The organism is Micromonospora sp. NPDC006766, from assembly GCF_040636055.1.
Taxonomy (GTDB): domain Bacteria; phylum Actinomycetota; class Actinomycetes; order Mycobacteriales; family Micromonosporaceae; genus Micromonospora.
Genome location: NZ_JBEYIX010000027.1, coordinates 29,962 through 55,479 on the forward strand (window position 1 = coordinate 29,962; position 25,518 = coordinate 55,479).

At 70.0% G+C, this 25,518-nt stretch carries 26 protein-coding genes and 1 tRNA gene; 7 read left to right on the forward strand and 20 right to left on the reverse strand.

Translation table 11 applies throughout. The features are described from left to right. Positions 1 to 26 precede the first annotated feature (26 nt). From ABZ671_RS21140 to ABZ671_RS21180, 9 genes are all read right to left on the reverse strand, one after another. A complete protein-coding gene (locus ABZ671_RS21140) occupies positions 27 to 1,004 on the reverse strand; it encodes an amino acid ABC transporter permease (RefSeq protein ID WP_357860588.1) in 978 nt (325 codons plus the stop codon). A 6-nt stretch (positions 1,005 to 1,010) separates the two neighbouring features. Further along, a complete protein-coding gene (locus tag ABZ671_RS21145) occupies positions 1,011 to 1,904 on the reverse strand; it encodes an ABC transporter substrate-binding protein (RefSeq protein WP_357860591.1) in 894 nt (297 codons plus the stop codon). A 30-nt stretch (positions 1,905 to 1,934) separates the two neighbouring features. Next, the gene (locus ABZ671_RS21150) at positions 1,935 to 2,645 is read right to left on the reverse strand and encodes an ABC transporter ATP-binding protein (protein WP_357860594.1); all 711 of its coding nucleotides are present in this window, start codon (positions 2,643 to 2,645) and stop codon (positions 1,935 to 1,937) included. After that, entirely contained in the window at positions 2,635 to 3,453 is an 819-nt protein-coding gene (locus tag ABZ671_RS21155) for an ABC transporter ATP-binding protein (RefSeq protein WP_357860700.1), read from the reverse strand. Before ABZ671_RS21155 ends, ABZ671_RS21150 begins: the two co-directional genes overlap by 11 nt. Positions 3,454 to 3,460: 7 nt before the next feature. Beyond that, positions 3,461 to 4,570 (reverse strand): branched-chain amino acid ABC transporter permease, encoded by a 1,110-nt coding sequence (locus ABZ671_RS21160; protein ID WP_357860596.1) that lies wholly within the window; start codon positions 4,568 to 4,570, stop codon positions 3,461 to 3,463. After that, positions 4,567 to 5,517, reverse strand: a complete 951-nt coding sequence (locus tag ABZ671_RS21165; protein WP_357860599.1) for a branched-chain amino acid ABC transporter permease — start codon at positions 5,515 to 5,517, stop codon at positions 4,567 to 4,569. The genes ABZ671_RS21160 and ABZ671_RS21165 overlap by 4 nt, the downstream gene beginning before the upstream one ends. A gap of 101 nt (positions 5,518 to 5,618) precedes the next feature. Further along, positions 5,619 to 6,779, reverse strand: coding sequence for a branched-chain amino acid ABC transporter substrate-binding protein (locus ABZ671_RS21170; protein WP_357860603.1), 1,161 nt, complete (start codon positions 6,777 to 6,779; stop codon positions 5,619 to 5,621). A 262-nt stretch (positions 6,780 to 7,041) separates the two neighbouring features. Then, positions 7,042 to 8,241: a hypothetical protein gene (locus tag ABZ671_RS21175; protein ID WP_357860606.1), complete on the reverse strand. Its 1,200-nt coding sequence runs from the start codon at positions 8,239 to 8,241 to the stop codon at positions 7,042 to 7,044. Positions 8,242 to 8,294: 53 nt separating this feature from the next. Continuing rightward, positions 8,295 to 8,915 (reverse strand): response regulator, encoded by a 621-nt coding sequence (locus ABZ671_RS21180; protein WP_357860609.1) that lies wholly within the window; start codon positions 8,913 to 8,915, stop codon positions 8,295 to 8,297. 93 nt (positions 8,916 to 9,008) lie between these two features. On the opposite strand from ABZ671_RS21180, the gene ABZ671_RS21185 reads away from it, so the two are divergent. Together ABZ671_RS21185 and ABZ671_RS21190 are read left to right on the forward strand one after the other, a co-directional pair. Further along, positions 9,009 to 9,085, forward strand: a tRNA-Leu gene (locus tag ABZ671_RS21185). A gap of 281 nt (positions 9,086 to 9,366) precedes the next feature. After that, positions 9,367 to 9,867: a hypothetical protein gene (locus ABZ671_RS21190; protein ID WP_357860612.1), complete on the forward strand. Its 501-nt coding sequence runs from the start codon at positions 9,367 to 9,369 to the stop codon at positions 9,865 to 9,867. Positions 9,868 to 9,914: 47 nt separating this feature from the next. On the opposite strand, the gene ABZ671_RS21195 is transcribed toward ABZ671_RS21190, so the two are convergent. After that, on the reverse strand, positions 9,915 to 11,072 hold the full coding sequence (locus ABZ671_RS21195) for an aminotransferase class I/II-fold pyridoxal phosphate-dependent enzyme (RefSeq protein ID WP_357860615.1): 1,158 nt from the start codon (positions 11,070 to 11,072) through the stop codon (positions 9,915 to 9,917). A 102-nt stretch (positions 11,073 to 11,174) separates the two neighbouring features. Between ABZ671_RS21195 and ABZ671_RS21200 the strand changes: the two genes are divergently transcribed. Both ABZ671_RS21200 and ABZ671_RS21205 read left to right on the forward strand, forming a co-directional pair. Continuing rightward, positions 11,175 to 11,654 (forward strand): Lrp/AsnC family transcriptional regulator, encoded by a 480-nt coding sequence (locus tag ABZ671_RS21200; RefSeq protein WP_357860618.1) that lies wholly within the window; start codon positions 11,175 to 11,177, stop codon positions 11,652 to 11,654. Positions 11,655 to 11,691: 37 nt separating this feature from the next. Beyond that, on the forward strand, positions 11,692 to 12,702 hold the full coding sequence (locus ABZ671_RS21205) for an LLM class flavin-dependent oxidoreductase (protein WP_357860622.1): 1,011 nt from the start codon (positions 11,692 to 11,694) through the stop codon (positions 12,700 to 12,702). Between the two features lie 183 nt (positions 12,703 to 12,885). Here the strand turns inward: ABZ671_RS21205 and ABZ671_RS21210 are convergent, their stop codons facing one another. Further along, entirely contained in the window at positions 12,886 to 15,150 is a 2,265-nt protein-coding gene (locus ABZ671_RS21210; protein WP_357860626.1) for a cellulose binding domain-containing protein, read from the reverse strand. A gap of 206 nt (positions 15,151 to 15,356) precedes the next feature. Between ABZ671_RS21210 and ABZ671_RS21215 the strand changes: the two genes are divergently transcribed. Next, positions 15,357 to 16,790, forward strand: coding sequence for a pyridoxal-dependent decarboxylase (locus ABZ671_RS21215; RefSeq protein ID WP_357860629.1), 1,434 nt, complete (start codon positions 15,357 to 15,359; stop codon positions 16,788 to 16,790). Positions 16,791 to 16,929: 139 nt separating this feature from the next. Here ABZ671_RS21215 and ABZ671_RS21220 read toward each other — a convergent pair whose 3' ends face one another. From ABZ671_RS21220 to ABZ671_RS21235, 4 genes are all read right to left on the reverse strand, one after another. Next, complete coding sequence (locus ABZ671_RS21220; protein WP_357860632.1) at positions 16,930 to 17,445, reverse strand: Rrf2 family transcriptional regulator; 516 nt, start codon at positions 17,443 to 17,445, stop codon at positions 16,930 to 16,932. Positions 17,446 to 17,534: 89 nt separating this feature from the next. After that, positions 17,535 to 18,416 (reverse strand): acyl-CoA thioesterase II, encoded by an 882-nt coding sequence (locus ABZ671_RS21225; protein ID WP_357860635.1) that lies wholly within the window; start codon positions 18,414 to 18,416, stop codon positions 17,535 to 17,537. Then, the gene (pyk, locus tag ABZ671_RS21230) at positions 18,413 to 19,861 is read right to left on the reverse strand and encodes a pyruvate kinase (protein ID WP_357860638.1); all 1,449 of its coding nucleotides are present in this window, start codon (positions 19,859 to 19,861) and stop codon (positions 18,413 to 18,415) included. The genes ABZ671_RS21225 and pyk overlap by 4 nt, the downstream gene beginning before the upstream one ends. A 250-nt stretch (positions 19,862 to 20,111) precedes the next feature. Then, positions 20,112 to 20,276, reverse strand: a complete 165-nt coding sequence (locus tag ABZ671_RS21235) for a hypothetical protein (protein WP_357860641.1) — start codon at positions 20,274 to 20,276, stop codon at positions 20,112 to 20,114. 32 nt (positions 20,277 to 20,308) lie between these two features. Between ABZ671_RS21235 and ABZ671_RS21240 the strand changes: the two genes are divergently transcribed. Both ABZ671_RS21240 and ABZ671_RS21245 read left to right on the forward strand, forming a co-directional pair. Then, positions 20,309 to 20,932, forward strand: coding sequence for a hypothetical protein (locus ABZ671_RS21240; protein WP_357860644.1), 624 nt, complete (start codon positions 20,309 to 20,311; stop codon positions 20,930 to 20,932). A 203-nt stretch (positions 20,933 to 21,135) separates the two neighbouring features. Then, positions 21,136 to 22,353, forward strand: a complete 1,218-nt coding sequence (locus ABZ671_RS21245; protein ID WP_357860647.1) for a low temperature requirement protein A — start codon at positions 21,136 to 21,138, stop codon at positions 22,351 to 22,353. 103 nt (positions 22,354 to 22,456) lie between these two features. Here ABZ671_RS21245 and ABZ671_RS21250 read toward each other — a convergent pair whose 3' ends face one another. The 5 genes from ABZ671_RS21250 to ABZ671_RS21270 form a co-directional block, all read right to left on the reverse strand. Further along, positions 22,457 to 23,266 carry an alpha/beta fold hydrolase gene (locus ABZ671_RS21250; RefSeq protein ID WP_357860651.1) on the reverse strand — a complete coding sequence of 270 codons (810 nt, stop codon included), beginning with the start codon at positions 23,264 to 23,266 and terminating at the stop codon, positions 22,457 to 22,459. A gap of 343 nt (positions 23,267 to 23,609) precedes the next feature. Then, positions 23,610 to 23,786 (reverse strand): hypothetical protein, encoded by a 177-nt coding sequence (locus ABZ671_RS21255; protein WP_357860654.1) that lies wholly within the window; start codon positions 23,784 to 23,786, stop codon positions 23,610 to 23,612. A gap of 170 nt (positions 23,787 to 23,956) precedes the next feature. Beyond that, on the reverse strand, positions 23,957 to 24,388 hold the full coding sequence (locus tag ABZ671_RS21260) for a hypothetical protein (RefSeq protein ID WP_357860657.1): 432 nt from the start codon (positions 24,386 to 24,388) through the stop codon (positions 23,957 to 23,959). 5 nt (positions 24,389 to 24,393) lie between these two features. Further along, entirely contained in the window at positions 24,394 to 24,840 is a 447-nt protein-coding gene (locus tag ABZ671_RS21265; RefSeq protein WP_357860660.1) for a hypothetical protein, read from the reverse strand. Positions 24,841 to 25,158: 318 nt separating this feature from the next. Then, a complete protein-coding gene (locus ABZ671_RS21270; protein WP_357860663.1) occupies positions 25,159 to 25,422 on the reverse strand; it encodes a DUF6244 family protein in 264 nt (87 codons plus the stop codon). Between the last annotated feature and the right edge of the window lie 96 nt (positions 25,423 to 25,518).

Sequence of the window (25,518 nt, forward strand, 5' to 3'; positions counted from 1 at the left end):
TGCCTGTTGGGGAATGAGCTGCCCGGTCAATGTGTGTCCCCTCCGCCGCCGCCGTACTCTGCGGCGATCGTGCGGAGCCGGATCCGCGCCCGCTCGGTCCGCCCGTAACCCTTGGCGAAGTGCCGCTCCAGGAAGTACTGCCCGACGAGCAGGATGCTGGTCAGGAAGAGGTACCAGAAGACGGCCGCGACGTACATCGGGAAGATCTGGAACGTCCGCTTGCCCACCCGGTCGAGCTGGAAGAACAACTCCATGCTGTACGGCACGGCCAGCAGCAGCGAGGTGTCCTTCAGCATCGCGATGGTCTCGTTGCCGGTCGGCGGGATGATCACGCGCATCGCCTGCGGCAGAACGATCCGGCGCAGGATCTGCGCTCGACTCATGCCCAGCGCCGAGGCCGCCTCACTCTGCCCCTCGTCCACCGACTGGATGCCCGCCCGCACGATCTCCGCCATGTAGGCCGCCTCGGAGAGCGCCAACCCGAGCAGGCCGGCTACGAAGCCGGTCAGCACGTCCGTGGCCTTGAACCCGAAGACCCGCAGGTGCAGGTTGTCGATCCCGAAGAGCTGGCCGATCTGGGTGTCGAAGGGCACACCGAACTCCAGCCGGCTCCACAGGATGCCGAGGTTGCCGAAGACGGCCAGCAGCACCAGCCTCGGCACCGCCCGGAATACCCAGGTGTAGAGCCAGGCCACCACCCGCAGGATCGGGTTGGTCGAGAGCCGCATGATCGCCACCACGATGCCCAGGGAGACGCCGAGCAGCATCGCGCAGACGGTTATCAGCACCGTGCCGCGCAGCACTCCCTCGATGATCGGTGGCCGGAACATGTTGTCGACCATGAACGACCACTTGAACTCGTCGTTCGTGACCAGCAGATGCACGAACATCGCCGCCAGGACCGCCAGCACCGCGATGGCGGCCCAACGGCCGGGATGCCGCACGGGCACGGCCTTGATCGGTTCAGGCCGCGCCCGTTCGGTTGTCGCTTCGTCGGTTGTCATGTCGCGTTACGGGTTGATCGCGGGGTCCGTGATCGCGCCGTCCCCGACCTTCCACTTGTCCAGGATGGTCTGGTACGTCCCGTCGGCGATCAGCGCCTTCGTCGCGTCCCGGACGGCCTCGGCGAACGCGGTCTGGTCCTTGGCCACCACGTAGCCGTACGGTGCCGCCTCGTACATCTTGTCGAGCAGCTCCAGCTTGCCCTCGGACTGGGTCACCGCGTACACCCCGACCGGGTAGTCGGCGAGCATCGCGTCGTCCTTGCCGGAGACCACGGCCGCGGTCGCCGCGTCCTGGCCGGGGAACTGCTCGATGGTGATCGCCGGCTTGCCGGCGTCGGTGCACGCCTTCGACCTCGCCTCGATGTCCTCGACCTGGACGGTGTCCTTCTGCACGGCGATCTTCTTGCCGCAGGCGTTGTCGATGGAGACCCCGGCCGGGTTGCCCTTCTTGGTCGCCCACTGGGTGCCGACCTGGTAGTAGCTGACCATGTTGGCCTGGGCCTTGCGGTCGTCGTTGACGGTGAACGACGAAACACCGACCTCGTACTTGCCCGAGTTGACCCCGGTGATGATGGCGCCGAAGTCCGCGGAGACGAACTCCGCCTTCAGCCCCAGCTTCGCGGCGACCGCGGTGAAGAGCTCGACGTCGAACCCGATCGCCGTCTTGCCGTCGTTGTCGAGGAACTCGGCCGGGGCGTACGACGTGTCGCTGCCGACCAGGATCTTGCCGTCGGCCTTGATGGCGTCGGGCACCTTCGCGGCCAGCTCGGCGTCGGCCGACGCCGTCACCGAGGGGCCACCGGCGTTCTCCTTCTCGCCGCAGGCGGCGAGGGACAGCAGCAGGACGGCCGCGCCGGCGACGCCCATCGCCGCCCTTCGGCCACCATTGAGGTTGCGCATGGTTGAACTCCTTTGAGGGGTGACGGCCGCTCAGGCCACGCCGAGGTAGGCCTCTTTGACCGCCGAGTCGTGCAACAGCTCCGCACCGGTGCCGCTCTTCACGATCCGGCCGGTCTCCAGCACGTACGCCCGGTGCGCCCGGGCCAGCGCTTGCTGCGCGTTCTGTTCCACCAGCAGAACCGTGGTGCCCTGCTGGTTAATCTCCACGATGATGTTGAAGATCTGCTGGATCAACATCGGCGCGAGACCCATCGACGGCTCGTCGAGCAGCAGCAGCTTCGGCCGGCTCATCAGCGCCCGGCCGACTGCGAGCATCTGCTGCTCGCCGCCGGAAAGAGTACCGCCGGTCTGCTTGCGCCGCTCGGCCAGCCGGGGGAAGAGCTCCATCACCCGGTCCAGGTCCTGCGCGATGCCCGCCCGGTCCCGCCGGGTGTACGCGCCCATGTCCAGGTTCTCCAGCACGGTCATGCCCGGGAAGATGCCCCGCCCCTCCGGGGCCTGGCACAGCCCGCGCCGCACCCGCAGGTCCGCCCGGAGCTTGGTGATGTCCTCGCCGTCGAACCGGATCCGCCCGGCTGCCACCGGCCGGATCCCGGAGATCGCCCGCATCGTGGTCGACTTGCCGGCGCCGTTGGCGCCGATCAGCGCGACGATCTCACCCTCGGCCACGGTCAGGCTGATGCCGTGCAGCGCCTGGATCCGCCCGTAGAGCAGGCTCATGTCATCGATCTCAAGCAGCATCGTCGGGCACTCCCAGGTAGGCGGCGATCACCTTCGGGTTCTCCCGTACCTCCGCCGGCAGCCCTTCCGCGATCTTCTTTCCGAATTCCAGCACCGCGATCCGATCGGTGACGCCCATGACCAGCTTCATGTCGTGCTCGATGAGCAGCACGGTGATGCCCCGGTCGCGGATCTTGCGGATGAGCTGCAGCAGCTCTTCCTTCTCCGCCGGGTTGAAGCCGGCCGCCGGCTCGTCGAGGCACAGCAGCACGGGATCGGTGGCCAGCGCCCGAGCGATTTCCAGCCGACGCTGCTCGCCGTACGAGAGACTGCGGGACGTCTCGTGCATCCGCCCGCCGATTCCGACGAAGTCGAGCAGCTCGCGGGCCTTCTCCTGCCCCTCCCGCTCCTCCCGCCAGTGCCGCGGCAGCCGCAGCAGCGCCGAGATCACGCTCGTCTTGTGGTGCGCGTCCGCGCCCACCTGCACGTTCTCCAGCGCGCTCATCTCGGGGAAGAGCCGGATGTTCTGGAAGGTGCGGGCCATACCCATCTGGGTGATCTGGTGCCGCTTCTTGCCGTTGATCCGCTCACCACGGAACCGGATCTCCCCGTCGCTCGGGCGGTAGATGCCGGTCATCGCGTTGAAGCACGTGGTCTTGCCCGCGCCGTTGGGCCCGATCAGCCCGAAGATCTCCCCCTTGTAGAGGGTGAAGTCCACATCGTTGAGCGCCACCACGCCACCGAAGCGGAGCGTGACGTGGTCGACCTCCAGCAGCGGTTCCCGTTCGACCTCGACCGACGCGGTCCGCTGCGCGGGAACGTTCTGCACCGTCTTCTCAGCCACCGACGATCACCTCCTTGCGCCGATCCTTGAACTCGGCAGCTCGACGCCGGTTGGCGATCAGACCCTGCGGCCGGTAGATCATCATGATGATCAGGGCCGCACCGAAGAACATGAAGCGATACTCGTACAACTCGAAGCCGAACAACTCGACGCCCCGGAACCGTTCGATCAGGTAGTAGGCGAAGCCGCCGCCGACGATGGCGCCGAGGATGTTGCCGGAACCGCCGAGGATAACCGCCGCCAGGATGATGATCGAGTTGAGCAGTTCGAAGCTCTGGTTGTTGACGAAGTTCTGCTTGCCGGCGAACAGCGCCCCGGCCAAGCCACCGATGGCGGCACCGGCGGCGAACGCCCACAGCTTGAACTTGAACGTCGGCACACCCATCAGCTGCGCCGCGTCCTCGTCCTCCCGAATGGAGATCCAGGCACGCCCGACCCGGCTGTTGGACAGGTTCCGCACCCCGAGCACCACCAGGATGATCAAGGTGAGCACCAGCCAGTAGTACGGCCGAGGGTCCAGCACGCCGAAGACCGGCGTCCCGTCCGCGTACTTGCCGGGCGGGTGCGGGATCTGGTTGAAGCCGCGCTGTCCCTTCAGGAACCCTGCGCTGGTTGCCGTCAGCCGGATCATCTCCGCGAAGCCCAGCGTCACGATCGCCAGGTAGTCGCCGCGCAACCGCAGCGTCGGAAGACCCAGCAGCACGCCCGACACCATCGCCAGGGCGACCGCGACCGGCAGCACGGTCAGCCACGGCCACACCGTCTTCAGGTCGCTGCTGGGTGAGGTCAGCACCGCCACCGTGTAGGCGCCGACGGCGAAGAAGCCGAAGTAGCCCAGATCGAGCAGGCCGGCGAAACCGACCACGATGTTGAGACCCACGGCCAGCAGCACGTAGATCGACATCATGAACAGCACCTGGCCGAAGTTGGACCCGGTGGTCGGGATCGGCCCGAGCCACTGGTAGAACTCCTTGTTCGGCAGGGCGTAGAAGAAGGCGATGACTGCCGCGAGGGCAATCCAGTGCACCCAGCGCGGCAGGGCACGCCAGCGCTCGCCGACCTCCTGCCGGCCCGCCCGAATCTTTTCCATCACGCTCGTCATGCCCGCGCTCCCCGCAGTGATTCGCCCAGCAGACCGGTCGGCCGGAACATCAGCAGGATGACCAGCACCACGAAGGCGGTCAGGTCCTTCCACTGCGCACCGAACAGGCCCGAGGCGTAGTTCTCGGTCAAGCCGAGCAGCAGGCCGCCGAGCAGCGCGCCGCGCAGGTTGCCGATGCCACCGAGCACCGCGGCGGTGAACGCCTTGAGTCCCAGGAGGAATCCGACGCTGTAGGCCAGGGCCCCGATCCGCACGTTGTACAGCACGCCCGCCACGCCGGCCATCAGGCCGCCGGCGATGAAGACGATCATGATGATGCGGTCCTTGTTCACCCCCATCAGTGCGGCGGTGTTCGGATCCTGGGACACCGCCCGGATCCCGCGACCGATCCGACTGCGGTTGATGAACTGGTCGAGCGCGATCATCATCACCAGCGCGGAGCCGACGATCAGCAGCTCCACCCAGCCGATCTCCGCCTTGCCGATCCGGAACAGCGGCTCGGGCGGCACCACCGTCGGCGCTCCCCGTGACAACCGTCGGGTGTAGACGCCGAAGGCCTCCGAGATGACGATGGACGAGCCGATCGCGGTGATGAGGAAGGCCAGCGGCGGCGCGTTGCGCTTGCGGAGCGGGCGGTAGGCCACCCGCTCGACCACGGTCGCCACCGTCGCCGAGGCCAGCGCCGCCACCAGCATCGCGACCAGGAGGTACAGCACGATCGAACCCACACCGCTGACCCGAGAGTTGCCGGTCAGGCCGAACGCGGCCCAGGTGAACAGCGCGGCGTACGCTCCCGAGATGAAGACCTCGGAGTGAGCGAAGTTAATAAGTCTCAATACACCGTAGACCAGTGTGTAACCGAGCGCGACCAAGGCGTAGATCGCCCCCACGGTCAGGCCGGTCGTCGTGAGCGCTCCAAAGTTGGAGATCAGTCCGTCGACGTTCAAGAAGGGTGCTCCAGCGACTTGAAGAGAAGCCAGGGTGCGGTCGGGAAGGTGCTCCCGACCGCACCCGCAGCGATTTCCTGACGGTCAGAACCGTCGTGGCACTACGTCAGCGGAACCCGCTTCACCGGCACGATCTCGCCGTTCTTGACCTCGTACGCCCAGATCTGGACGGCCGACGGGTCCAGCTCACCGGTCTCGGTGAACTTGTACGACCCGACGACACCCTCACCGGTGTAGCCCTTCACGTACGCCAGCAGGTCGGTACGGGTCTTCTTGCCCGCCTTGATGCCGCTCAGCAGGATGTTCGCCGCGTCGAAGGCGTTGTCGCTGTAGGTACCCGGCTCGGTGTTGAACATCGCCTTGTAGTCCTGCGGGAAGCTCCCCTTCACCTCGCTGGACGGCAGGCACGGGCAGGTGAAGATGGTGCCCTCAGCGGCCGTCTTGCTCGCGCCGTCGATGAAGGCCGGGTCCTTCATGCCGTCGGCACCGACCATCGTGGCCTTGACGCCGGCGTTGGTCAGCGCCTTGCGGATCAGGCCACCCTCGGGGTAGTAGCCACCGAAGAAGATCGCCGTGGCGCCGGAGGCCTTCACCTTGGTGACGGTGCCGGAGAACTCGGTCTGCTTGCCGCCACCCTGGACCTTGTCGGTGTCGACGACCGCGCCGCCGAGCGCCTTCTTGACCTCGTCGGCCAGGCCCATGCCGTACGCCGACTGGTCGTCGATGACGAAGACCTTCTCGGCCTTCAGCTCTTCCTTGATGAACTTCGCGGCCGCCGGGCCCTGCGCGTTGTCGTTGCCGACCGACCGGAAGAAGGTCTTCCACTTCTGGTCGCTCAGGCTGGGCCGGGTCGCGGACGCGGTGATGTGCACCAGGCCCGCCTCGGAGAAGAGCGGGTTCGCCGCCTCCGACTCACCGGAGTAGGCCGGCCCGACGATCCCGAGGACCTTCGCGTCGTCGATGGCCTGCTGGGCCAGCTGCGGCGCCTGGTCCGGGCTGCCCTGCGAGTCCAGCGGAAGCAGCGTGACCTCGCAGTCCTTGTTGGCCTTGTTGTACTGGTCAAGCGCGAGTTTCACGCCGTTGTTCTCGTTGATGCCCAGCGCCGCGTCCGGGCCGGTCAGCGCCCCGAAGAACGCAATCTTGTAACCACACGCGTCACCGGACGCCTCATTGCCGCTGTCGCTCTTGCAAGCCGCGGCACCACCAACGGCGAGCGCCATCGCGGCGACCCCGCCGAGCACCCGTGCGAGCTTCTGCCTCAAGGCCCGAACCCTCCTCCGTCCGCATGGTTCGAACCACCCGCCGCCGATTGGCCATTGCGGGGGGCCAACGAACCAGACCGTCGTCGCCGGTCTGGGGCGGGACGTTATCCCACCTGGGGAGCGTGACGTAAGTCCCAGGAAGACGCGTTGACCGAACCGTTACACGCCGTGGCGGATTTAGCGCGATCGCTGTAAGAGATCTACATGCACGGAAGCGCATCACCCGCGCCTCCCCGGTAAGCACCAGAGGTCAGTTCGCCAGCTACCGATGGATGGCCGGCAACCCCGCCCACCAGGCACGGGACCCCGCGCCGTCATCGGTGACCAACACCAGTCGACCTCCATCGAAGGCCACCGCCGCCGCCGAGTCACCGCCATCCGGCACCGCAACCGGCAACACCATGGGCCGCCACGAACCGCCCGCATCGACCGAGAACCACAAAGCGTGGCCACGCCCATCGCTGGTCACCGCCACCAGCCCGCCACCACCCACAGACACCAGCGCGCGCACCGACGACACCCCCGCACCGGCCACGCCGAAACCACCCACCCGCCGCCAGCCGGCGTCCCCGACCCACCCCGCACCACCATCGGGAAGCGCCGCCCGCCACACCCCGAAACCGTCCCGCACCGGACCCGCCGCCACCATCGCGCCACCCACCAGCGCCACCCGCTGCGCCTGGCTACGCCCGTCCGACGCCGGCAGCGCCAACCGCCGCCAGGCCCGCCCGTCCGCCGAAAACCAGGCCAGCGGCGACGTCGCCGTCGCGCGCGGCGGCAGCACCGCCCCCACCACCAGCCACCCCGGCGGTACGGCCACCCCGTCGAGCCCGATCGTCCTGCCCCGCCCGTCCCCCGCCAACTCCGGCACGCCCTCGCGCAGCGTGAACCGCTCCCCGTCCGGCGAGGTCCAGACCGCCGCCCCGTCGGCCCGCGAGCCGACCACCACCCACCCGTCCGCCCCGGCGACCAGCCGCGACACGCTCACCGCCCGAGGCCCCGCGTACAACTCGAACGGGGCCGTCACCTCCCGCAGCGTGCCGTCGGCGGCCTGCACCCACGTACCCGGACGCGGATTGCCGTGCGACCCTCCGCCCCTGGCCCCCAGCGCCCCCAGCCGGCCCTGCCGGCAGGCCGCCGCGTACAGCACGTGCCGCCGGCCATAGAAGCTCGACGCCGCGACCGGCACCGACGACCACGACAGACCATCCGCACTGGCCCACGCCGCCGGACGGGTCTCCCCCGCCGGGTCGGCCACCGCGCCCACCACGAACCAGCGCCCGGCGCAGGCCACCACATCACGCGGCAGCAGCCGGCCGGGCGCGCCCGGGGGCACCGGCAACGTCAACGCCCGCCACTGCGGGCGGAGCGGCGCGGACTCGACAGACGCCGACGATCGCACGCAGCCGGCGAGCAACACGGCGATGACGCCGAACACCACCACCAGCCGCCGCGCCGCCACGGATCACACTCTATCGATGACCGCCGCCCCGGCGCGTCGGCGAACCGGTCACGTCAGGCGGTCGGCTGCGCCACCTCACCGCCGGAGGTCTCGGCGAGAATCCGCTCGGCGACCTCCTTCATGGTCAGCCGGTGGTCCATCGCCGTCCGCTGGATCCACTTGAACGCCTGCGGCTCGGACATGTTGTACGCGGTCATCAGCGCGCCCTTGGCCCGCTCGACGGTCTTACGGATCTCCAGCCGGTCGGTGAGGCCGGCGACCTCCGCCTCCAACGCGGCGATCTCCGAGTAGCGGGACAGCGCGATCTCCACCGCCGGGACCAGGTCGCTCTTCTGGAACGGCTTGACCAGGTATGCCATCGCGCCGGCCGCCCGCGCCCGCTCCACCAGATCACGCTGGCTGAACGCGGTCAGGATGATCACCGGGGCGATCCGGGCGGCGGCGATCCGCTCGGCGGCGGCCAGCCCGTCCATGATCGGCATCTTGATGTCGAGGATGACCAGATCCGGCTTGAGCTCCTCGGCGAGCTTGACGGCGGTCTCGCCGTCACCGGCCTCGCCGACCACCTCGTAGCCCTCTTCGGCCAACATCTCGGCCAGGTCCAGCCGGATGAGCGCCTCATCCTCGGCGATCAGCACCCGCCGGCGCTCGGCGTCCGTCTGCGTCTCGGCCACGAGCCTCTCCCACCAGTTCGAACCCGACACCCGCCGTCCCGGGTGTCGCCGCCCCTAGCGTAGTGGGTACTCTGTCAACGCCGAATCACGGAAGCCCCTGTACTCCAACCGGAAGAGAGACGGAGCTCAAACCTCCGACAGTGTGGGTTCGAGTCCCACCGGGGGCACCAAAACTGTCGTACGGGCGTTCGAAAATGCCCGTGTGCATCCAACCCGTATGCGGGCGCGGGCCCGCGAACTCCACTCTCGGGGCGGCAGCATCCGGTCAGTGGCCCGGGTCCTGTCCCTGCCCTACACAACCGTGTGGCATTGGTGTGTCGATCGGCCAGAGCCCGCCGTCGTAGGCACCGCCCTACGCTGCTTCCGATGCTCACCCGGCGTCAACAATCCGACACAATCCTCAGCCTACGCCTACCTGCTCGGTCTCTACCTCGGCGACGGTCACCTCGCGATGTCCCCGAAGGTTCCAGTTCTTCGCGTCGCCTGTACCGACATCTATCCGGACCTGGTCGACGCATGCGCCGACGCGATGCTCGCCACCCTGGCGCTGAAGGTTCAGCGCATACCCAAGAAGGGGTGCATCTCCGTGGAGAGCAGCGGAAGGCACTGGCCGTGTCTGCTACCCCAACACGGCCCAGGCAAGAAGCACGAGCGTCCCATCGTCCTCGCCGACTGGCAGCGCAACATTGTCGAAAGCCATCCCGCAGGCTTCGTCCGTGGCCTATTCCACTCGGACGGCTGCCGATTCAGCAACCGGGTCACCGTTCGGGGTCGGCAGTACGTCTACCCGCGCTACATGTTCACCAACGAATCCGTGGACATCATGGGTCTCTGCCAGTGGGGCCTGGACCTGCTGGGCATCGCGTGGCGGATGAACCGCCGCAACTCACTCTCGGTGGCGCGGCGGGAGGCGGTCGCCGCGCTGGACCGGCACGTCGGCCCGAAGTCCTGACGTGGGGCTGCGCCCCGAGCCGAACGCCCGAGACGCAGCCGAGGTGGTCAGATCGCGGCGAGCGCCTGCGCCAGGTCGACCCGCAGATCCTCGGGGTCCTCCAGGCCGACGGAGAGCCGCAGCAGGGCACCGCCCGGCTTGGCGTCGCCTTCGACGGGCCGGTGGGTGAGCGAGGCCGGGTGCTGGATGAGCGTGTCAACGCCGCCGAGTGACACGGCGTGGGTGATCAGCGTGCAGGCGCCGGCGACGGTGGCTGCGGCGGGGGCGCCGCCGCGTACCTCGAAGGCGAGGAGGCTGCCGGGGCCGGACATCTGGCGGCCGATCAGGCCGGCCGGGTCGTGCAGCGAGGGGTGGTGGACCCGCTCGACGGCCGGGTGGCCGGCGAGCCAGGCGGCGAGTTTCTCGGCGCCGGCCTGCTGGGCGCGGACCCGCAGCGGGAGGGTTTGCAGGCCGCGGTGCAGCAGGTACGCGCCGAGGGGGTGGAGGATCGCGCCGGTGACGGCGCGGACCTGGCGCAGCCGGGTGGCCCAGGCGGGGTCGCAGGCGACGACGCCGGCGAGGACGTCGCCGTGGCCGCCGATGCTCTTGGTGGCGCTGTGCAGCACGAGGGCGGCGCCGTGTCGGGCGGGTTGCTGGAGCACCGGGGTGGCGACGGTGTTGTCGACGAGCAGCGGGACGTCGCCGGCGGCTTTGGTGAGGGCGGCGAGGTCGACCAGGTCGAGGGTGGGGTTGGCCGGGGTCTCGACGACGACCAGGGCGGTGTCGGGGCGGATGGCTGCGGCGACTTCGTCGGCGCGGGCCCAGGTGATGTCGGTGCCGAGCAGGCCGGTGGCGAGGACGTGGTCGGTGCCGCCGTAGAGGGGGCGGACGGCGACGATGTGGCGTTTTCCGTCGCGGGTGGCGGCGAGGATGGTGGCGGTGAGGGCGGCCATGCCGCTGGCGAAGGCGACGGCTTCGGCGGTGCCTTCGAGGGTGGCGAGGGCGGTTTCGAAGCGGGCCACGGTGGGGTTCCAGAGCCGCTGGTAGACGGCGCTGCCGCCGGGCGGGAGGGTGCCGCCGGTGGCGAGGGTTTCGTACGAGTCGCCGCCGCTGTCGACCGACGGCAGTGGGTTGGTGGTGGAGAGGTCGATGGGCGGGACGTGCACGCCGAGTCCGGTGAGGTCGTCGCGCCCGGCGTGTACGGCGGTGGTGTCCACGGCGGTCATGGTTCGAAGGGTCGAACATAAGGATGCTGTGGGGCAATAGGGGCGCAGAAAATTCTGCCGCAGCCCCTATCTTCATCGCAGGATTCGGGGGATGATGCCCGCATGCCCCTCGCACCGAATGATGTACGGCCGTTCGCGGCGCTGGACGACACCGATCGCGCGATCCTGACGGAGTTGGCGGCCGATGGCCGGTTGCCGAACAATGCCCTCGCCGAGCGGGTGGGGGTGGCGCCGTCGACCTGCCTGGCGCGTACCCGGGCGCTGCGCGAGTGCGGGGCGATCCGCGGGTTCCATGCCGAGGTGGACCCGGCGGCGGTGGGGTTGCCGTTGCAGGCGTTGGTGTCGGTGCGCCTGGCCGCCCACGAGCGGGCGGCGGTGGACGCCTTCCGGGCCCGGTCGGTGCGGCTGCCCGGGGTGGTGTCGGTGTTCCACGTGGCCGGCGCGGAGGATTACGTGCTGCACGTGCGGGCGGCGTCCGGGGATGCGCTGCGGGATTTCGTGCTGGATCATCTGGCGGTGGATCCGGCGGTGCAGCACACCCAGACGAGCTTGATCTTCGAGCAGGCGCGCGGCATGGGGTAGGGGAACAATTCCGACGCCCGGCAGGTTGATCAAAGGCGTGATCGACGTACCGTTGTCTGTTCTTGATCTTGCTCCGGTGGCCGCCGACGGCAGCGTCGGGGAGGCCCTGCGGCACACCACCGAGCTGGCGCGGCGCACCGAGGAGCTGGGATATCACCGGTTCTGGGTGGCCGAGCACCACAACATGCCCTCGATCGCCTCGTCGGCGCCGGCCGTGCTGCTCGCGCACCTGGCGGCGCGGACGAGCACGATCCGGCTCGGCTCGGGCGGGGTAATGCTGCCCAACCACGCGCCACTGGTGGTGGCCGAGCAGTTCGGCACCCTGGAGGCGCTGCACCCGGGCCGGATCGACCTGGGGATCGGCCGGGCGCCGGGCACCGACCAGGTGACCGCGCTGGCGCTGCGCCGGAGCATGGAGGGGCTTTCGGCCGAGCATTTCCCCCGGGAGCTGGCCGATCTGATGAACTATTTCAGCGGCGCCGAGCCGGGCCCGATCACCGCCACCCCGGGCCGGGGCCAGTCGCCGGTGGTGTGGCTGCTCGGGTCGAGCGGGTTCAGCGCCCAGCTCGCCGGGCTGCTGGGGCTGCCGTTCTCATTCGCACATCACTTCAGCGCGCAGAACACGCTGCCCGCGCTGCAGCTCTACCGGCAGAGTTTCCGCCCGTCCCAGTGGCTGGAGCGGCCGTACGCGATGGTCGCGGTGAACGCGGTGTGCGCGGAGACCGACGAGCGGGCGGAGTGGTTGTCCGGCCCGGCCGGGCTGTCGTTCCTGAAGCTGCGTTCGGGGCGGCCGGAGCCCCTGGTCACGCCGGAGGCGGCGGCGGCCTACCCGTACACCGAGCTGGAGCGGGAGTTCGTGGCCCAGCGGCGGGATGGGCAGGCGATCGGCTCGCCGGAGACGGTGGCCCGGCAGCTCGGCGCGCTGCGGGAACGCACCGGCGCGGACGAGCTGATGTTGACCACGATGGTGTACGACGTGGCCGACCGAGTCCGCTCGTTCGAGCTGATCGCCGAGCGGGTGGCCGGTGGCCTGCGTCGGAACGGCTGAAACACGCTTTTCATAGCGACGTCACCCGGCGGTCGTGTAGCGGCTCTAGGTTGGTGGCCGGTGGTGGTACGGCATTCCCGGTCGGGACGGGCCGGGAATGCCGCGGTGTGGTGCACCGGGTCGCCGGCGCTGCGGGTTCGCGGCTGGCGGCCCGGTGCGTCTCCGCTCGGCGCAGGTAAATTCTCAGCCCAGGTAGATGTTTGGCGCGGGCGGGGTGGCCATGCCGTCGCCGAGGAAGAATCCGGTGTGCGGCGGCTGGTTGTAGGCGGTGTTCTGCCAGGCGATCGAGACCCGATACTGCGGGTCGTGCATCAGGGTGTGCAGCCGCAGGCTGGTGGGCGTCGGGGTGCTGTAGATGCGCAGCGCGGTGCTGTCGCTGGTGCGCCAGACCACCTCTTCGCGCCAGTCGCCGAGGATGTCGCCGGAGAGCGCCGGGGTGGCTTTGGTGCCGTTGTTGGCGGCCACGCCGCTGGCGGTGAGCAGCCGGGTCTCGCCGGCGGTGCCGTACTTGTCGATTTTCGTGGCGTCGAGCAGTTCGCGGACCGGGTCGCCGTCCCACCAGATGAGGAAGTTCTGCGAGGACGGCTTGCGGCCGATGTTCTGCCCCTTGGTGTTGCGTAGGCCGTCGGCGGCGGCGGACCAGGATTCCGCGCCGGGGCTGCCGGCCCAGATGTCGTCGGAGACGCCTCGGCCGTTGTCGCCGTTGGGTGTGGTCTGCCAGAGCACCTGGCCGGTGCGGGCGTCGGCGAAGTACGAGCTGGGTTTGGTGCCGTCCTCGTCGACCTTGAAGACCTCCAGGCCGGGCCGGGACGGGTCGAGGTCGCCGACGTGCAGGGCGTCGCCGTGCCCGTTGCCGGTGGAGTACAGCAGCCGGCCGTTGTCGTCGATGGTGGCGGCGCCGTACACGATCTCCTGGCGGCCGTCGCCGTCGACGTCGGCGATGGAGAGGTTGTGGTTGCCCTGGCCGGCGGCGGCGCCGTTGCCGGCGGTGTTGGAGTCGAAGGTCCACCGCTTGCGCAGAATGCCGTCGCGGAAGTCCCAGGCGGCGATGACCGCCCGGGTGTAGTAGCCGCGTGCCATGATCAGCGAGGGGCGCTGCCCGTCGAGGTAGGCGGTGGCGGCGAGGAACCGGTCGACCCGGTTGCCGTAGGAGTCGCCCCAGGAGGAGACGGTCCCGCGCGGCGGGTCGTAGTCGACGGTGGAGAGGGCGGTGCCGGTGCGACCGTCGAACATGGTCAGATATTCCGGGCCGGCAAGGATGTAGCCGCTGCTGTTGCGGTGGTCGGCGGTCGCGGATCCGATGACCTGGCCGGTGCCGGAGCGGGTGCCGTCGGCGGTCTTCATGGCCACCTCGGCGCGGCCGTCGCCGTCGTAGTCGTACACCTGGAACTGGGTGTAGTGGGCGCCGGCGCGGATGTTGCGGCCGAGGTCGATGCGCCACAGGCGGGTGCCGGTCAGGGTGTACGCGTCGACGTAGACGTTGCCGGTGTAACCGGACTGGGAGTTGTCCTTGCTGTTGGACGGGTCCCATTTGAGCACGATCTCGTAGCGGCCGTCGCCGTCGAGGTCGCCGACGCTGGCGTCGTTGGCCGAGTAGGTGTAGGCCTCCCCGGTCGGGGTGGTGCCGCCGGGCGGCGGCTGGATCGGCACGTCGAGGTAGCCGTTGAGGAACTGCAGCGCGGGGGCGGAGGCCGCCTGCTCGGCGCCGTTCACCACGGCCCGCACCGTGTACGCCGTACCGGCCGCCGCGCCGCTGTCGAGGTAGCTGGTGGCGCCGGTGATCGGAGTGCTGTTGACCTTGGTGGAGCCCCGGTAGAGGTTGAACGACACGCCGGAGGCTTCGGTGCCGAGCAGCCGCCAGGAGACCAGGTTGCCGTTGCCGGAGCGGACGCTGATCAAGCCTCGGTCGAGCTTCTCCATCTGCAGCCCGCCGCCCGGAGGCGGCGGGGTCGTGGGTGGCGCGGTGGTCGGCGGGGCGTTGGTCGGTGCGGCGGTGGTGGCCGGCGGCGCGGTGGTGGGTGGGGTAGTGCCGGTGCAGGTGGTGCCGTTGAGCGCGAAGCTGGTCGGGGCCGGGTTGCTGGTGTTGTTCCACGAGCCGTTGAAGCCGAAGGCGGCGGTGCCGCCGGTGCCGATCGCCGCGTTGTGGCCGGCGTCGCGGGCGGTGACCTGGGCGCCGGACTGGGTGACGGTGGCGTTCCACGCCTGGGTGACCTGCTGGCCGGCGGTCCAGGACCAGGTCAGCGCCCAGCCGTTGACCGGGTCGCCGAGGTTGGTGACGGTGACGTCGGCGCCGAAGCCGCCGCTCCACTGGTTGGTGACCCGGTAGTCGACCCGGCAGGCGACGGTGGCCGCTGCGGCGGTGACCGTGGTGAGGGTGCCGGCGAGGAGGGTGGCCGCCGAGGCCGCAGCGAGCAGCGCGGTCCGGCGGCGGCGAATGGTGAGGTGCACGAGGCTGCCTTTCGCGGAGGTCGGGCAGGCGGCGAGGGACGCCGGCCTGCCCGGGCCGGCGGAGAACGTACGCCACACTGACCGACAGTCAATTGACGTTCGTAAATCAGCTCCGCGTACGGGCATCGTAGGACGACACTTTCGGCCGGCACAACCACCACGGCCGCCTCTTGCCCCGGCCGGCCCCCTCCTGATCAACTTCAGAGATGGCTGAGCACATGGATCCGGAGGAGTTCCGCCGCGCCGGGCACGCCGTGGTCGACTGGATCGCCGACTACTGGACGACGCTGGAGCAGCGGCCGGTGACCTCACAGGACCCGCCGGGCGCGGTGGCCGCCGCGCTGCCCGCCGGGCCGACCGAGCACGGCGAGCCGGTCGAGGCGGTCCTGGCCGACCTGGACCGGGTCGTCGCCCCTCGGCTGACCCACTGGCAGCACCCGGGCTTCTTCGGCTACTTCCCGGCCAACACCTCCGGCCCGAGCGTGCTGGGTGACCTGGTCAGCTCCGGTCTCGGGGTGCAGGGGATGCTCTGGGCGACCGGCCCGGCCTGCACCGAGTTGGAGACGGTGCTGCTGGACTGGCTCGCCGGCCTGCTCGACCTGCCGGAACGGTTCCGCTCGACCGGCCGTGGTGGCGGGGTGATCCAGGACTCCGCCTCCTCGGCGACGCTGGTCGCCACCCTGGGCGCGCTGCACCGGGCCAGCAAGGGACGCTGGCGGACCGACGGCATCGACCGCCGCTATCGGGCGTACACCTCGACCGAGGGGCACTCCTCGATCGAGAAGGCGGCCCGCATCGCCGGGCTGGGCGCCGACGGGGTACGCACGATCGAGGTGGACCCGGCGACGCAGGCGATGAACCCGGCGGCGCTGCGGGCGGCGATCGAGGCGGACCTGGCGGCCGGTGTGGTGCCGGCGATCGTGGTGGCCACCATCGGCACCACGTCCACCACCGCGATCGACCCGCTGCCGGAGCTCGGCGCGATCTGCGCCGAGCACGGCGTCTGGCTGCACGTCGACGCCGCGTACGCGGGCGCGGCGGCGGTCTGCCCGGAGCTACGCTGGTCGCACGCCGGGTTGGAGTACGCCGATTCGTACTGCTTCGACCCGCACAAGTGGCTGCTCACCGGCTTCGACTGCGACGCGTTCTGGGTGGCCGACCGGGGCGAGCTGATCGAGGCGCTGACGGTGATGCCGGAGTTCCTGCGCAACGCGGCGACCGAGTCCGGCGCGGTGATCGACTACCGGGACTGGCAGGTGCCGCTCGGCCGCCGGTTCCGGGCGCTGAAGCTCTGGTTCGTGCTGCGCTGGTACGGCGTCGAGGGGCTGCGGTCGCACATCCGCTCCGGGGTGGCCCTCGCCGACCGGTTCGCCGCGCGAGTGGTCGCCGACGACCGGTTCGAGCTGGCCGCGCCGCACCCGTTCTCGCTGGTCTGCTTCCGGCTGCGGGCCGGCGACGAGGCGAGCGCCGAGTTGCTGCGCCGGGTCAACGCCACCGGACGGGTGCTGCTGACGCACACCCGGGTCGGCGGGCGGTACACGCTGCGCCTGGCGGTCGGCTCGCCGCTGACCACCAAGCGGCACATCGACGAGGCCTGGGAGCTGTTTTCCGCCGCCGCCGACGACCTGCTGGCGGCCTGACCGTCACCCGCTCGCGCCGTGCCCGCCGGCGCGGGGCCAACGGGCACGATCGAACGCTGTGAACACCGCTCCGGCCGTCACGGAATGTGACGTTACGGTGGGTGACGCCTGCAGACTCAGGATCGCCGGGCGAGGCCGGTCAGCTCCAGGCCTTCGGGTCGGCGGCGAGCTCGTTGACCCGGCCGGGCAGCGTGCCGCCGGCCACGTCGGCGATGGTGACCAGTTCGAGGATTTCCCGTTCGCTGGCCCGCAGCGCGATCCACACGTCCTGCAGGGCCCGGGCCGCGCCCTGGTAGCCGAGCTGCTCCGGGCGCTGGCCACGGACGTGCGCCAGCGGCCCGTCGATCACCCGGATCACCTCGGCGAGGGAAATCTCCCCGGCGGGCCGGGCCAGCCAGTAGCCGCCCTCGGGGCCACGCTGGGCGTGCACGATCCCGCCCCGGCGCAGCTGAAGCAGGATGCTCTCCAGGAACTTCGGCGGAATCTCCTGGGCGCGGGCGATCTGCTCGGCGGTCACCGGCCGGGTCCGCCCGGCCGCCGCGCCAGCCCGCACCGCACTGGCTGGCACCGCGCTGGCCGGCACCGCCTTGGCGGCCGCCGCGGCCAGCTCGGCGGTCGCGCGGAGGGCGTAGTCGACCCGGGCGGAGAGACGCATGCCGGCAAGGTTAGTCCGCTGATCGGCCAGCCGGCTGCCCGGCCCTCGGCCGTCCGACCCTCGGCCGAACAGTCACGGCGCGCCGATGGTCAGGCACCGACCCGACGCAGCAGCCCCTCCTGCACGGCGCTGGCGATGTGCCGGCCATCGGTGGTGAGCATCCGTCCGGCAGCCAGCCCACGGGCGCCGGAGGCGGACGGGCTCCAGCAGTCGTAGAGGAACCACTCGTCGGCGCGGAAGGGCCGGTGGAACCAGAGCGCGTGGTCCAGGCTCGCGCCCACCACACCCCCGGGCCCCCAGACCTCGCCGTGCACCGACAGCACCGAGTCGAGCAGGGTCAGATCCGAGGCGTACGTCAGGGCGCAGGCGTGCAGCAGCGGATCGTCGGGCAGCTTGCCGTCGATACGCATCCAGACCCGCTGGTGCGGTTCGGCGGGTCGGTCGCCGGGGCGTACCCAGCCGGGCTCGCCCACGTAGCGAACGTCGATCGGGCGCGGGATCTGCCCCCAGATGCCGAGCCGCTCCGGGTAGCGGGAGAGCCGGTCGGTCATCGTCGGAACCTCGTCCGGGCCGGGCACGTCGAGGGGGGCTGAGGCCTGATGGTCCAGCCCCTCCTCCTGCCGCTGGAACGACGCCGACATGAAGAAGATCGGCCTGTCGTGCTGGAGCGCGACCGATCGACGCACCGAAAAGGAGCGGCCGTCCCGAACGTTCTCCACCTGGTATTCGATCGGCTCGGCCGGGTCGCCGGGGCGGACGAAGTAGCCGTGCAGGGAGTGCACGAGGCGTTCCGGGGCGACGGTGCGGCCGGCGGCGACCAGGGCCTGACCGGCGACCTGGCCCCCGTACACCCGCTGCGGGCCGACCGGCGGGCTCATCCCCCGGAAGGTCTGCTCGCCGGTGTGGTCCAGGTCGAGCACGGACAGGAGCTGGTCGACCGCCGCCTGGCCGGTCGCCCCGGGCTGGCTCACTGCAGGGCCCGCGCCGAGGCGGCGTCGACCAGCGAGCCGAGCTGGTGCACCCGCAGGGTGTTGGTGGAGCCGGGGGTGCCGGGCGGGCTGCCCGCCACGATCACCACGTAGTCGCCGGGGTTGGCCCGGTTGAGGCCGAGCAGCGCCTGGTCGACCTGGCGGAACATGTCGTCGGTGTGCGCGACGAAGGGCATCAGGAAGGTCTCGACGCCCCAGGAGAGGGCGAGCTGGTTGCGCACCTCGGGGACCGGGGTGAACGCCAGCAGCGGCAGGTCGCAGTGCAGCCGGGCGAGCCGCTTGACGGTGTCTCCGGTCTGCGAGAAGGCGACCAGGGCCTTGGCGCCGATGGCCCGCGCGATCGAGGAGGCGCCGATGGTGAGCGCGCCGCCGTGCGTACGCGGGTCGTGCTGCAGGCGCGGCACGCGGATCGAGCCGGCCTCGGTGGTCTGGACGATCTTGGCCATGGTGCTGACGGTGAGCACCGGGTACTTGCCGACGCTGGTCTCGCCGGAGAGCATCACCGCGTCCGCGCCGTCGAGCACCGCGTTGGCCACGTCCGAGGCCTCGGCGCGGGTCGGCCGCGAATTCTCGATCATGGAGTCGAGCATCTGGGTGGCCACGATGACCGGCTTGGCGTTCTCCCGGCAGAGCTGCACGGCCCGCTTCTGCACCAGCGGCACCTGGTCCAGCGGCAACTCCACGCCGAGGTCGCCGCGGGCGACCATGACGCCGTCGAAGGCGAGCACGATCGCCTCCAGGTGGTCGACCGCCTCGGGCTTCTCGACCTTGGCCAGCACCGGGCGGGTCACGCCCTCCTCGGCCATGATCGCCTGCACCAGCTTGATGTCGTCGGGCGAGCGGACGAAGGACAGCGCGATCATGTCGACGCCCAGGCCGAGGGCGAAGCGCAGGTCCTCGGCGTCCTTCTCCGACAGGGCCGGCACGCTGACCGCCACGTTCGGCAGCGAGACGCCCTTGTTGTTGGAGACCGCGCCGCCCTCGGTGACCAGGCACCGGATGTCGTTGCCGGTGACGTCGCTGACCTCGACCGCGACCCGACCGTCGTCGATCAGCAGCCGGTCGCCCGGCTTCACCTCGTGCGGCAGCCTGCGGTAGGTGCAGGAGACGCGGTCCTTGGTGCCGAGGATGTCGTCCCCGGTGATCACCACGGAGTCGCCGGTGCGCCACTCGTGCGGGCCGTCGGCGAACCGGCCGAGCCGGATCTTCGGGCCCTGCAGGTCGGCGAGGACCGCGACGGCCCGCCCGGACTCCTCGGCCGCCTCCCGCACGAGCCGGTAGACCGCCTCGTGGTCGGCGTGGCTGCCGTGGCTGAAGTTGAGCCTCGCCACGTTCATGCCTGCCTCGACCAGGCCCCGGATGCGCTCCGGGGACGAGGTGGCGGGGCCGAGGGTGCAGACGATTTTCGCGCGGCGTGTCACGGTCATGAGGGTAGTCTCTTCTCCGGGTCGACCGGCCGGCCGTCCCCTTGCGGACTGCGGAACATTTGTCCAACGACGCGTGTTTCCCGCGCAGCGGGCGGTGCGGGACGGCACTCGGGGCGTCGTGTGCGGCGGGCATCGGCGACCGCGCGGCGCAAATCGTACCCCTTGCCGTGTTTCCCTGGCGGAGGTGCTCTCGGCCGTCCCGGGAGCGCGGTTCGCCGCCAGCTCGACCACCGATCGACCGTCGTCAGCTCTACGTCCTGGCGAGCGGGAACTCCAGCGAGCCGGCCGGACAGAGGAAGGTCAACACGTCCACCCGGTAGAGCCCGGCCTGCACCGCCGGGTCGGCCTCCACGGCGCTGCGCAGATCGTCGACGGAGCAGGATGACGCCCTGCCGTTGGCGGGCGGGGCGTTCATTCCGTCGTACCCCCTGCCTAGTCTCGCCGGCCATGGGCACGAGCTATCAGACGGTCCTCGCCACCGGCGAGCTGGCGCGGATCCGGGCCGCGCTGGAGGAGGCCCGGTGGGAGGCGTACGTCGCCCCGGCCGGCGCACAGCGCTGGGCGGTCGTCCCGCGCGAGGAGAACGACTTCGGATGGGCCGACAGGGACGCGGTGGCCGAGTTGGTCAGTAGAAGCACAGGGAGCCCCGCAGTCTCCTTCGACATCTTCGACTCGGATGTGCTGCGCGCCCGGATCTTCGTCGACGGCGCGGCGACCCACGGGTACGTCTCCGACCGGTCCTATGTCTCGGAATACTGGGACAACGACGACAACGAGTTCCTGGCCGGCTTCGACGGCACGCTGTACCCGGTCGACGCCCCGCCACCGCCGGGGCCGGACGGGGCCGATCCGGTCGCGTTCGCGCCGGTCGGCGTCGGCGAGGTCGACCCGGCGCGGCTGGGCGCCGCATTGCGTGGCGAGGTCCCGTTCGACGACGCGCCACGATTGTTCGCCGAGCGGCAGCACGCGGCGATCCTGGCGGCCCTCAACCTCGACATCCACCCGCTCACCGAGGCGTTCCGGCACTTCGACCCGGCTGACTTTCCCCACGCGGTCCACATCGCACCCTGACCGCCCGGCTGCAGGTTCTCAACCTCCGCCAATCCCTGAATCGGTGACGGCTGAGCAAGTCGACACGCCGGGGCAACTTCAGCTGAGCTGCCACCGATCACGGACTGGACGGGAAGCGGGCCCGGAATTTGCCGGTTGCGGCTGCGCCGGCCTGGAGGTGCGGGAAGACTGCACGGGCGGGGAACACCGCGGACAGGTGGACCATGTGGCCGAAAGATCCGAGCAGCCTGCTGCACAAGGGCGAGGCGACGCGACGGGCGTCGTTCCTGGAGCTCTTCTTCGATCTGGTGCTTGTCTTCGCGTTGACCCGGGTGGTGGCCCGGGCGGTGGAGGATCTCACCGGCAGGGCCGCCATACACCAGCCCGAGGCTGTCTTCGCTGGCGCCGCCAAGACCGTATTTCTGCTGCTCACCCTCTGGGCGGTCTGGCAGTCGACCGCCTGGACCACCAGCCGCTACGACCCCTACCAGCCGCTCGTGCAGCTCATCGTGCTGGTCACGCTGGTGGCCAGCATGGTGATGGGAGTGGCGGCCCCCCGCGCCTTCAGCACCGATGCGGATTTGTTCGTCGCCGGCTACCTGATCGCCCAGCTCAGCAGACCACTGCTGCTCGCGATCGCGCTTCGCGGCCACGAGCGGCAGCGGCTCGAGCTGAGAATGTTGATCACGCACTCGGCGATGGCGAGCTTGTGGATCCTCGGCGTCTTCTTCGCGTGGTCCGGCACCCGGCTGGTCTTCTGGCTGCCAGCCCTGGGTATCGAGTACGTGGCCTACCGGTCCGGCTGGCCGGTTCCCGGCCTCGGGCGCTCGGTCCCCGACAGCGGGCCCATCGCGGGTGAGCACCTGGCCGAGCGCTACCAGCAGTTCTTCCTCGTGGCCCTGGGCGAGGCGGTGCTGGTCACCGGCCTGACCTATGCCAACGGTCAGCGGAATCCGGCGTCGGCAGCCGCCTTCACGGTCACCATCGCCATGTCGATCCTGATCTGGCGGATCTACTTCTACCGGGCCGGCCAGATCCTCGCCGAGGCGGTCCGGCAGAGCCGCCGACCAGCCCGCATCGGCTCGTCCGCAGCCGACTCACACCTGTTGATCACCTCCGGTGTGATCATCACCGCGATCGGCTTCGAACTGGCGATCACTCATCCCACCGGGCACACTCCGGTCCCCTGGCTCGTGGTGATTCTCGGCGGGCCCGTGGTCTACCTGGTGGGCCGCTCCCGGTTCGAACACGAAGTGTTCAACCGGGTCTCCCCATCTCGCCTGGTCGCCATCGGGTTGCTGCTCACGCTCATTCCCGCGCTGCTCTGGGCACCGCCGCTGGTCGCCCTGGCCTCGGCCGGACTTGTGCTGACCGGGGTCGCCCTCGCCGACGCGCGACGGGCACGAGGCAAGCCGCCCGAGCCGCCAGCACCACCGATGTGAGGCGTCGCGCAGGTGCTGTCAACGCGGTCCCGGTCGGGCGGAGGCCCGGTAGGACATGCATTGCCGACGGGCGGCGGGGTGGCCGCCCGTCGGCGTACGCGGGTCAGAGGGCGAAGCAGTTGGGTCGGATGGCCGCGTCGGTGAGCGCCTGTCGGACGATGGTGTACGTCGTACCGTCGAGGACCAGGCCGACGTGGCCGACCGCCCGCAGCGGGCACCACGACTGGACCAGCACGTTGGTGGCGCCGGAGAGCACCGCGTTGTCGACCGGGCGGACCAGTTCGTCCTCCCAGGTGCGGATGGTGGTCCAGCGGACCGGGCCGGGGGCCTGGGTGCCGCTGTTGAGGGTGGCGAGGAAGTCCGAGCCGATCGTCATCTGCTGACAGGCGACGATGCCGACGCAGCTGCCCAGCCCGACGAAGTTGATGATGTTGGCGACGTAGGTGCCGTACTGCGGGGTGCCCAGGCTGATGTAGCGGCCCACCTTGTCGCCGCCGCCCAGGAACTTGACGTACCAGCGGGAGACCAGGCCGCCCTCGGAGTGGGTGACCAGGTCCACCTTGGCCGCGCCGGTGCTGGCGCGAACCTGGTCCACGTACGACGACAGGGCGCGGGCCGAGTCGCGGATGTCGCCGGTGCCGAGGCCGGGCAACTGGTAGATCGACACCCGGTAGCCGTCGGCGCGCAGCCGGGCGGCGATCGGCTCGTACGCGATGGAGAGGCCGATCAGCCCGCCGACGACGATGACCGGGTTGGCCGAGGAAGCGGCCGCGAAAGTGCTGTCGGCCGTGGCGGCGGTGGTGACCGCGGGAGCGGTGGCGGTGCCGGCCGGGGTGGCGGCCTGGGCGGCGGCGGCCGGGACGAGCAGTGCGGCAACGGTGGTGGTAGCAATGAGGATCTTTCGGAGCAGCATGGCTGCACCTCCGGTCGGGGCACCCGGCAGGCCGGGCGGGAGCGGGCGAGGGGGATCCGATCGATCGTGGGAACGATGATGCGTGACCGATTTCACGTAGGTCAATGGAAAGTTACGCGCCGGTAACTCTTGTTCCATCAAACGCGCAATCCGGCATACCGGGCAGCGCCTTGGCGGGACGGGCGGGCGGCCGGACGGCGAAAGTCACGCTGCGCGAGGGAGTCGGCAGGGACAAGATGAAGAAGCGTTATGCCTGGGAGGCATATTCATGACTTTCAGGCATAACACTCATCAGTGATACGCCCCCGTACGGGATCGACTCGTCGGCGTTGCTTTGCGGCTGCTACCCGTCAGTTGCCTCGGCCTTGGTGACGGTGCCGAGCGCCTCCGCGATCGCGGCGAACTCGCGCAGCGCCGCCTCCAGGTCCTCCACGATCTCCTGCGCGATGACCTCGGGTGGCAGCAGCGCGTCGGCATCCTCCAGGGAGGCGTCCTCGAGCCAGGTGATGTCGAGGTTCACCTGTCGCGGGCGATCAGCTCGTCGTAGCCGACGGCGCGGAACCGCTCGGTCTCGACCCGCTCGGACCGGTCCTTGCCCAATCCACGTTCTCCACGCCCTCGCCCGGACCTCGAACGGGTCAGGACATGGGCCGCAGCCGCGCCTCACCGCCCGTTGCCGGGAACTATCGGCTACCCGACAGGTGTTCTGGTTACCGCCTCGGCTGTGGCCTTCAGTGCCTGGGTGTCAGGGTCCGCCGGGTTGACCAGCACGTCGACCGCGACGCCCGGCTCGACCACCCAGAACGCCTCGAACTCGCCGATCAGGCCGGGGCCATCGGGGTGCGCGAATTCGGCCAGCTCCCAGCCGGCGGGGTCACGCTCGTGAAACTCGATGAGAAAGTCGTGCAGCGCGGCAAGGTCGGCCAGCCGATCGCCCCGCAGTACGTGCACCCGCAGGTCGACCTGCCAGCCGTCGTCGACCTGACGCTCCCAGACCCGGGTGGCACAGGTGACGTCCTCCCACTCGGTGGCGAAGTCCGACACCTCCCTGCCGACGCCGTCCGGCACGTGACCGATGTGGAACCCGTCCAGCTCGCCACCGTCGCGTTCAACGGTCTCCATGTCGCTCACCCCGCCGCCTCAATCGCCGCCTCCACCTTGTCCAGGTAGTTGAACCACCACTCACCGCTCGGCTGGGGACGGGAGGCAAGCAGACACCCCGCGACGGCAAAAGCCAACACAACGGCTGTCTCCGGCTCAAGATGCTCGATCAGCGGCGTACCTGCGAGAACGGCTTGCAGGTACCGCTCCACCTCAGAGTGGGACAGTGGAAGCCAGCTCTCGGCCTCAACGATCACGCCAGCCAGCTCCCGCACCTCGTCGACCGACGGTGGGCCGCTGTACGCCTCGATGATCACGTAGCGCGCGATGGTAACAAGCAGTTCGAGCGCGGCTTGCCGGGAGGCGTCGTCAGGGAACGCCTGTAGAGCGGCATTGAACTCGTCCTCCTGCTCCTTGACGATCCAGTGCAGCGCATCCCTGACCGGCTGTTCGACCTGATCATCGATCTTCAACTTGCGATCCTCTCCCTCTCCTCTTCGCACGCCAAGCCTTGATGGCACTCCATGTTGCGACGCCCCCGAGTACTACGCCACCGATGGTCTTTGGCAGAACCGGCAGAAACTCCACAATGCTCGCCTACGCCATCGCGGCTGCCGAGCCGCCAGCGGCGATGGCCTCCGAACTCAACTTCTCGCGTCGAGTAGGTGGCGGAGCTTCATTCCTGTTGGTCGCTCTGCTCTCGCGGCTGAACGGCCTCCGCCTGTGGCGGGTCACCGCCGCGGTTGCCGGTATCCCGGGTGAATGGTGGGTTGCGCTACCACCACCCGTGCTCAGTTTCCCAGGGCCTGGACCTTGACGATCGTCTCCTGGACGTGCTGCTTGGCCGGGTCCCCGCCCTGGGCGGCCTGGGCCAGCGCCTGCCGGTAGGCGTCGATCATGCCGATCAGCGGCCCGGCTGCCACACCCTCCAGCGCGCCGGCCACCAGCATTCGCGCCTCGGCGGCGTCTTGGGCGGCAGCGGCGGTCTTGGCCTTTGCCTCGTCCAGCTTCTGTGCCGCCGCTGCCAGCCTCGCGATCATTTCCGCCGCGCTCACACAGCCTCCCCCGGGTCGCCCGCGTCGATCGGCCCGCGCCACCGCACTGGCGCCGGCCACAGAGGAGCTTACGAAACCTGCGCACGCCCCGCGACC

Coding starts and splice junctions, on each gene's coding strand:
- ABZ671_RS21140 (WP_357860588.1), bottom strand. CDS start 1,004: ATGACAACCGACGAAGCGACAACCGAACGGGCGCGGCCTGAACCGATC.
- ABZ671_RS21145 (WP_357860591.1), bottom strand. CDS start 1,904: ATGCGCAACCTCAATGGTGGCCGAAGGGCGGCGATGGGCGTCGCCGGC.
- ABZ671_RS21150 (WP_357860594.1), bottom strand. CDS start 2,645: ATGCTGCTTGAGATCGATGACATGAGCCTGCTCTACGGGCGGATCCAG.
- ABZ671_RS21160 (WP_357860596.1), bottom strand. CDS start 4,570: ATGACGAGCGTGATGGAAAAGATTCGGGCGGGCCGGCAGGAGGTCGGC.
- ABZ671_RS21190 (WP_357860612.1), top strand. CDS start 9,367: ATGTCCCCGAAGGTTCCAGTTCTTCGCGTCGCCTGTACCGACATCTAT.
- ABZ671_RS21195 (WP_357860615.1), bottom strand. CDS start 11,072: ATGACCGCCGTGGACACCACCGCCGTACACGCCGGGCGCGACGACCTC.
- ABZ671_RS21200 (WP_357860618.1), top strand. CDS start 11,175: ATGCCCCTCGCACCGAATGATGTACGGCCGTTCGCGGCGCTGGACGAC.
- ABZ671_RS21215 (WP_357860629.1), top strand. CDS start 15,357: ATGGCTGAGCACATGGATCCGGAGGAGTTCCGCCGCGCCGGGCACGCC.
- ABZ671_RS21220 (WP_357860632.1), bottom strand. CDS start 17,445: ATGCGTCTCTCCGCCCGGGTCGACTACGCCCTCCGCGCGACCGCCGAG.
- pyk (WP_357860638.1), bottom strand. CDS start 19,861: ATGACCGTGACACGCCGCGCGAAAATCGTCTGCACCCTCGGCCCCGCC.
- ABZ671_RS21235 (WP_357860641.1), bottom strand. CDS start 20,276: ATGAACGCCCCGCCCGCCAACGGCAGGGCGTCATCCTGCTCCGTCGAC.
- ABZ671_RS21240 (WP_357860644.1), top strand. CDS start 20,309: ATGGGCACGAGCTATCAGACGGTCCTCGCCACCGGCGAGCTGGCGCGG.
- ABZ671_RS21245 (WP_357860647.1), top strand. CDS start 21,136: ATGTGGCCGAAAGATCCGAGCAGCCTGCTGCACAAGGGCGAGGCGACG.
- ABZ671_RS21250 (WP_357860651.1), bottom strand. CDS start 23,266: ATGCTGCTCCGAAAGATCCTCATTGCTACCACCACCGTTGCCGCACTG.
- ABZ671_RS21260 (WP_357860657.1), bottom strand. CDS start 24,388: ATGGAGACCGTTGAACGCGACGGTGGCGAGCTGGACGGGTTCCACATC.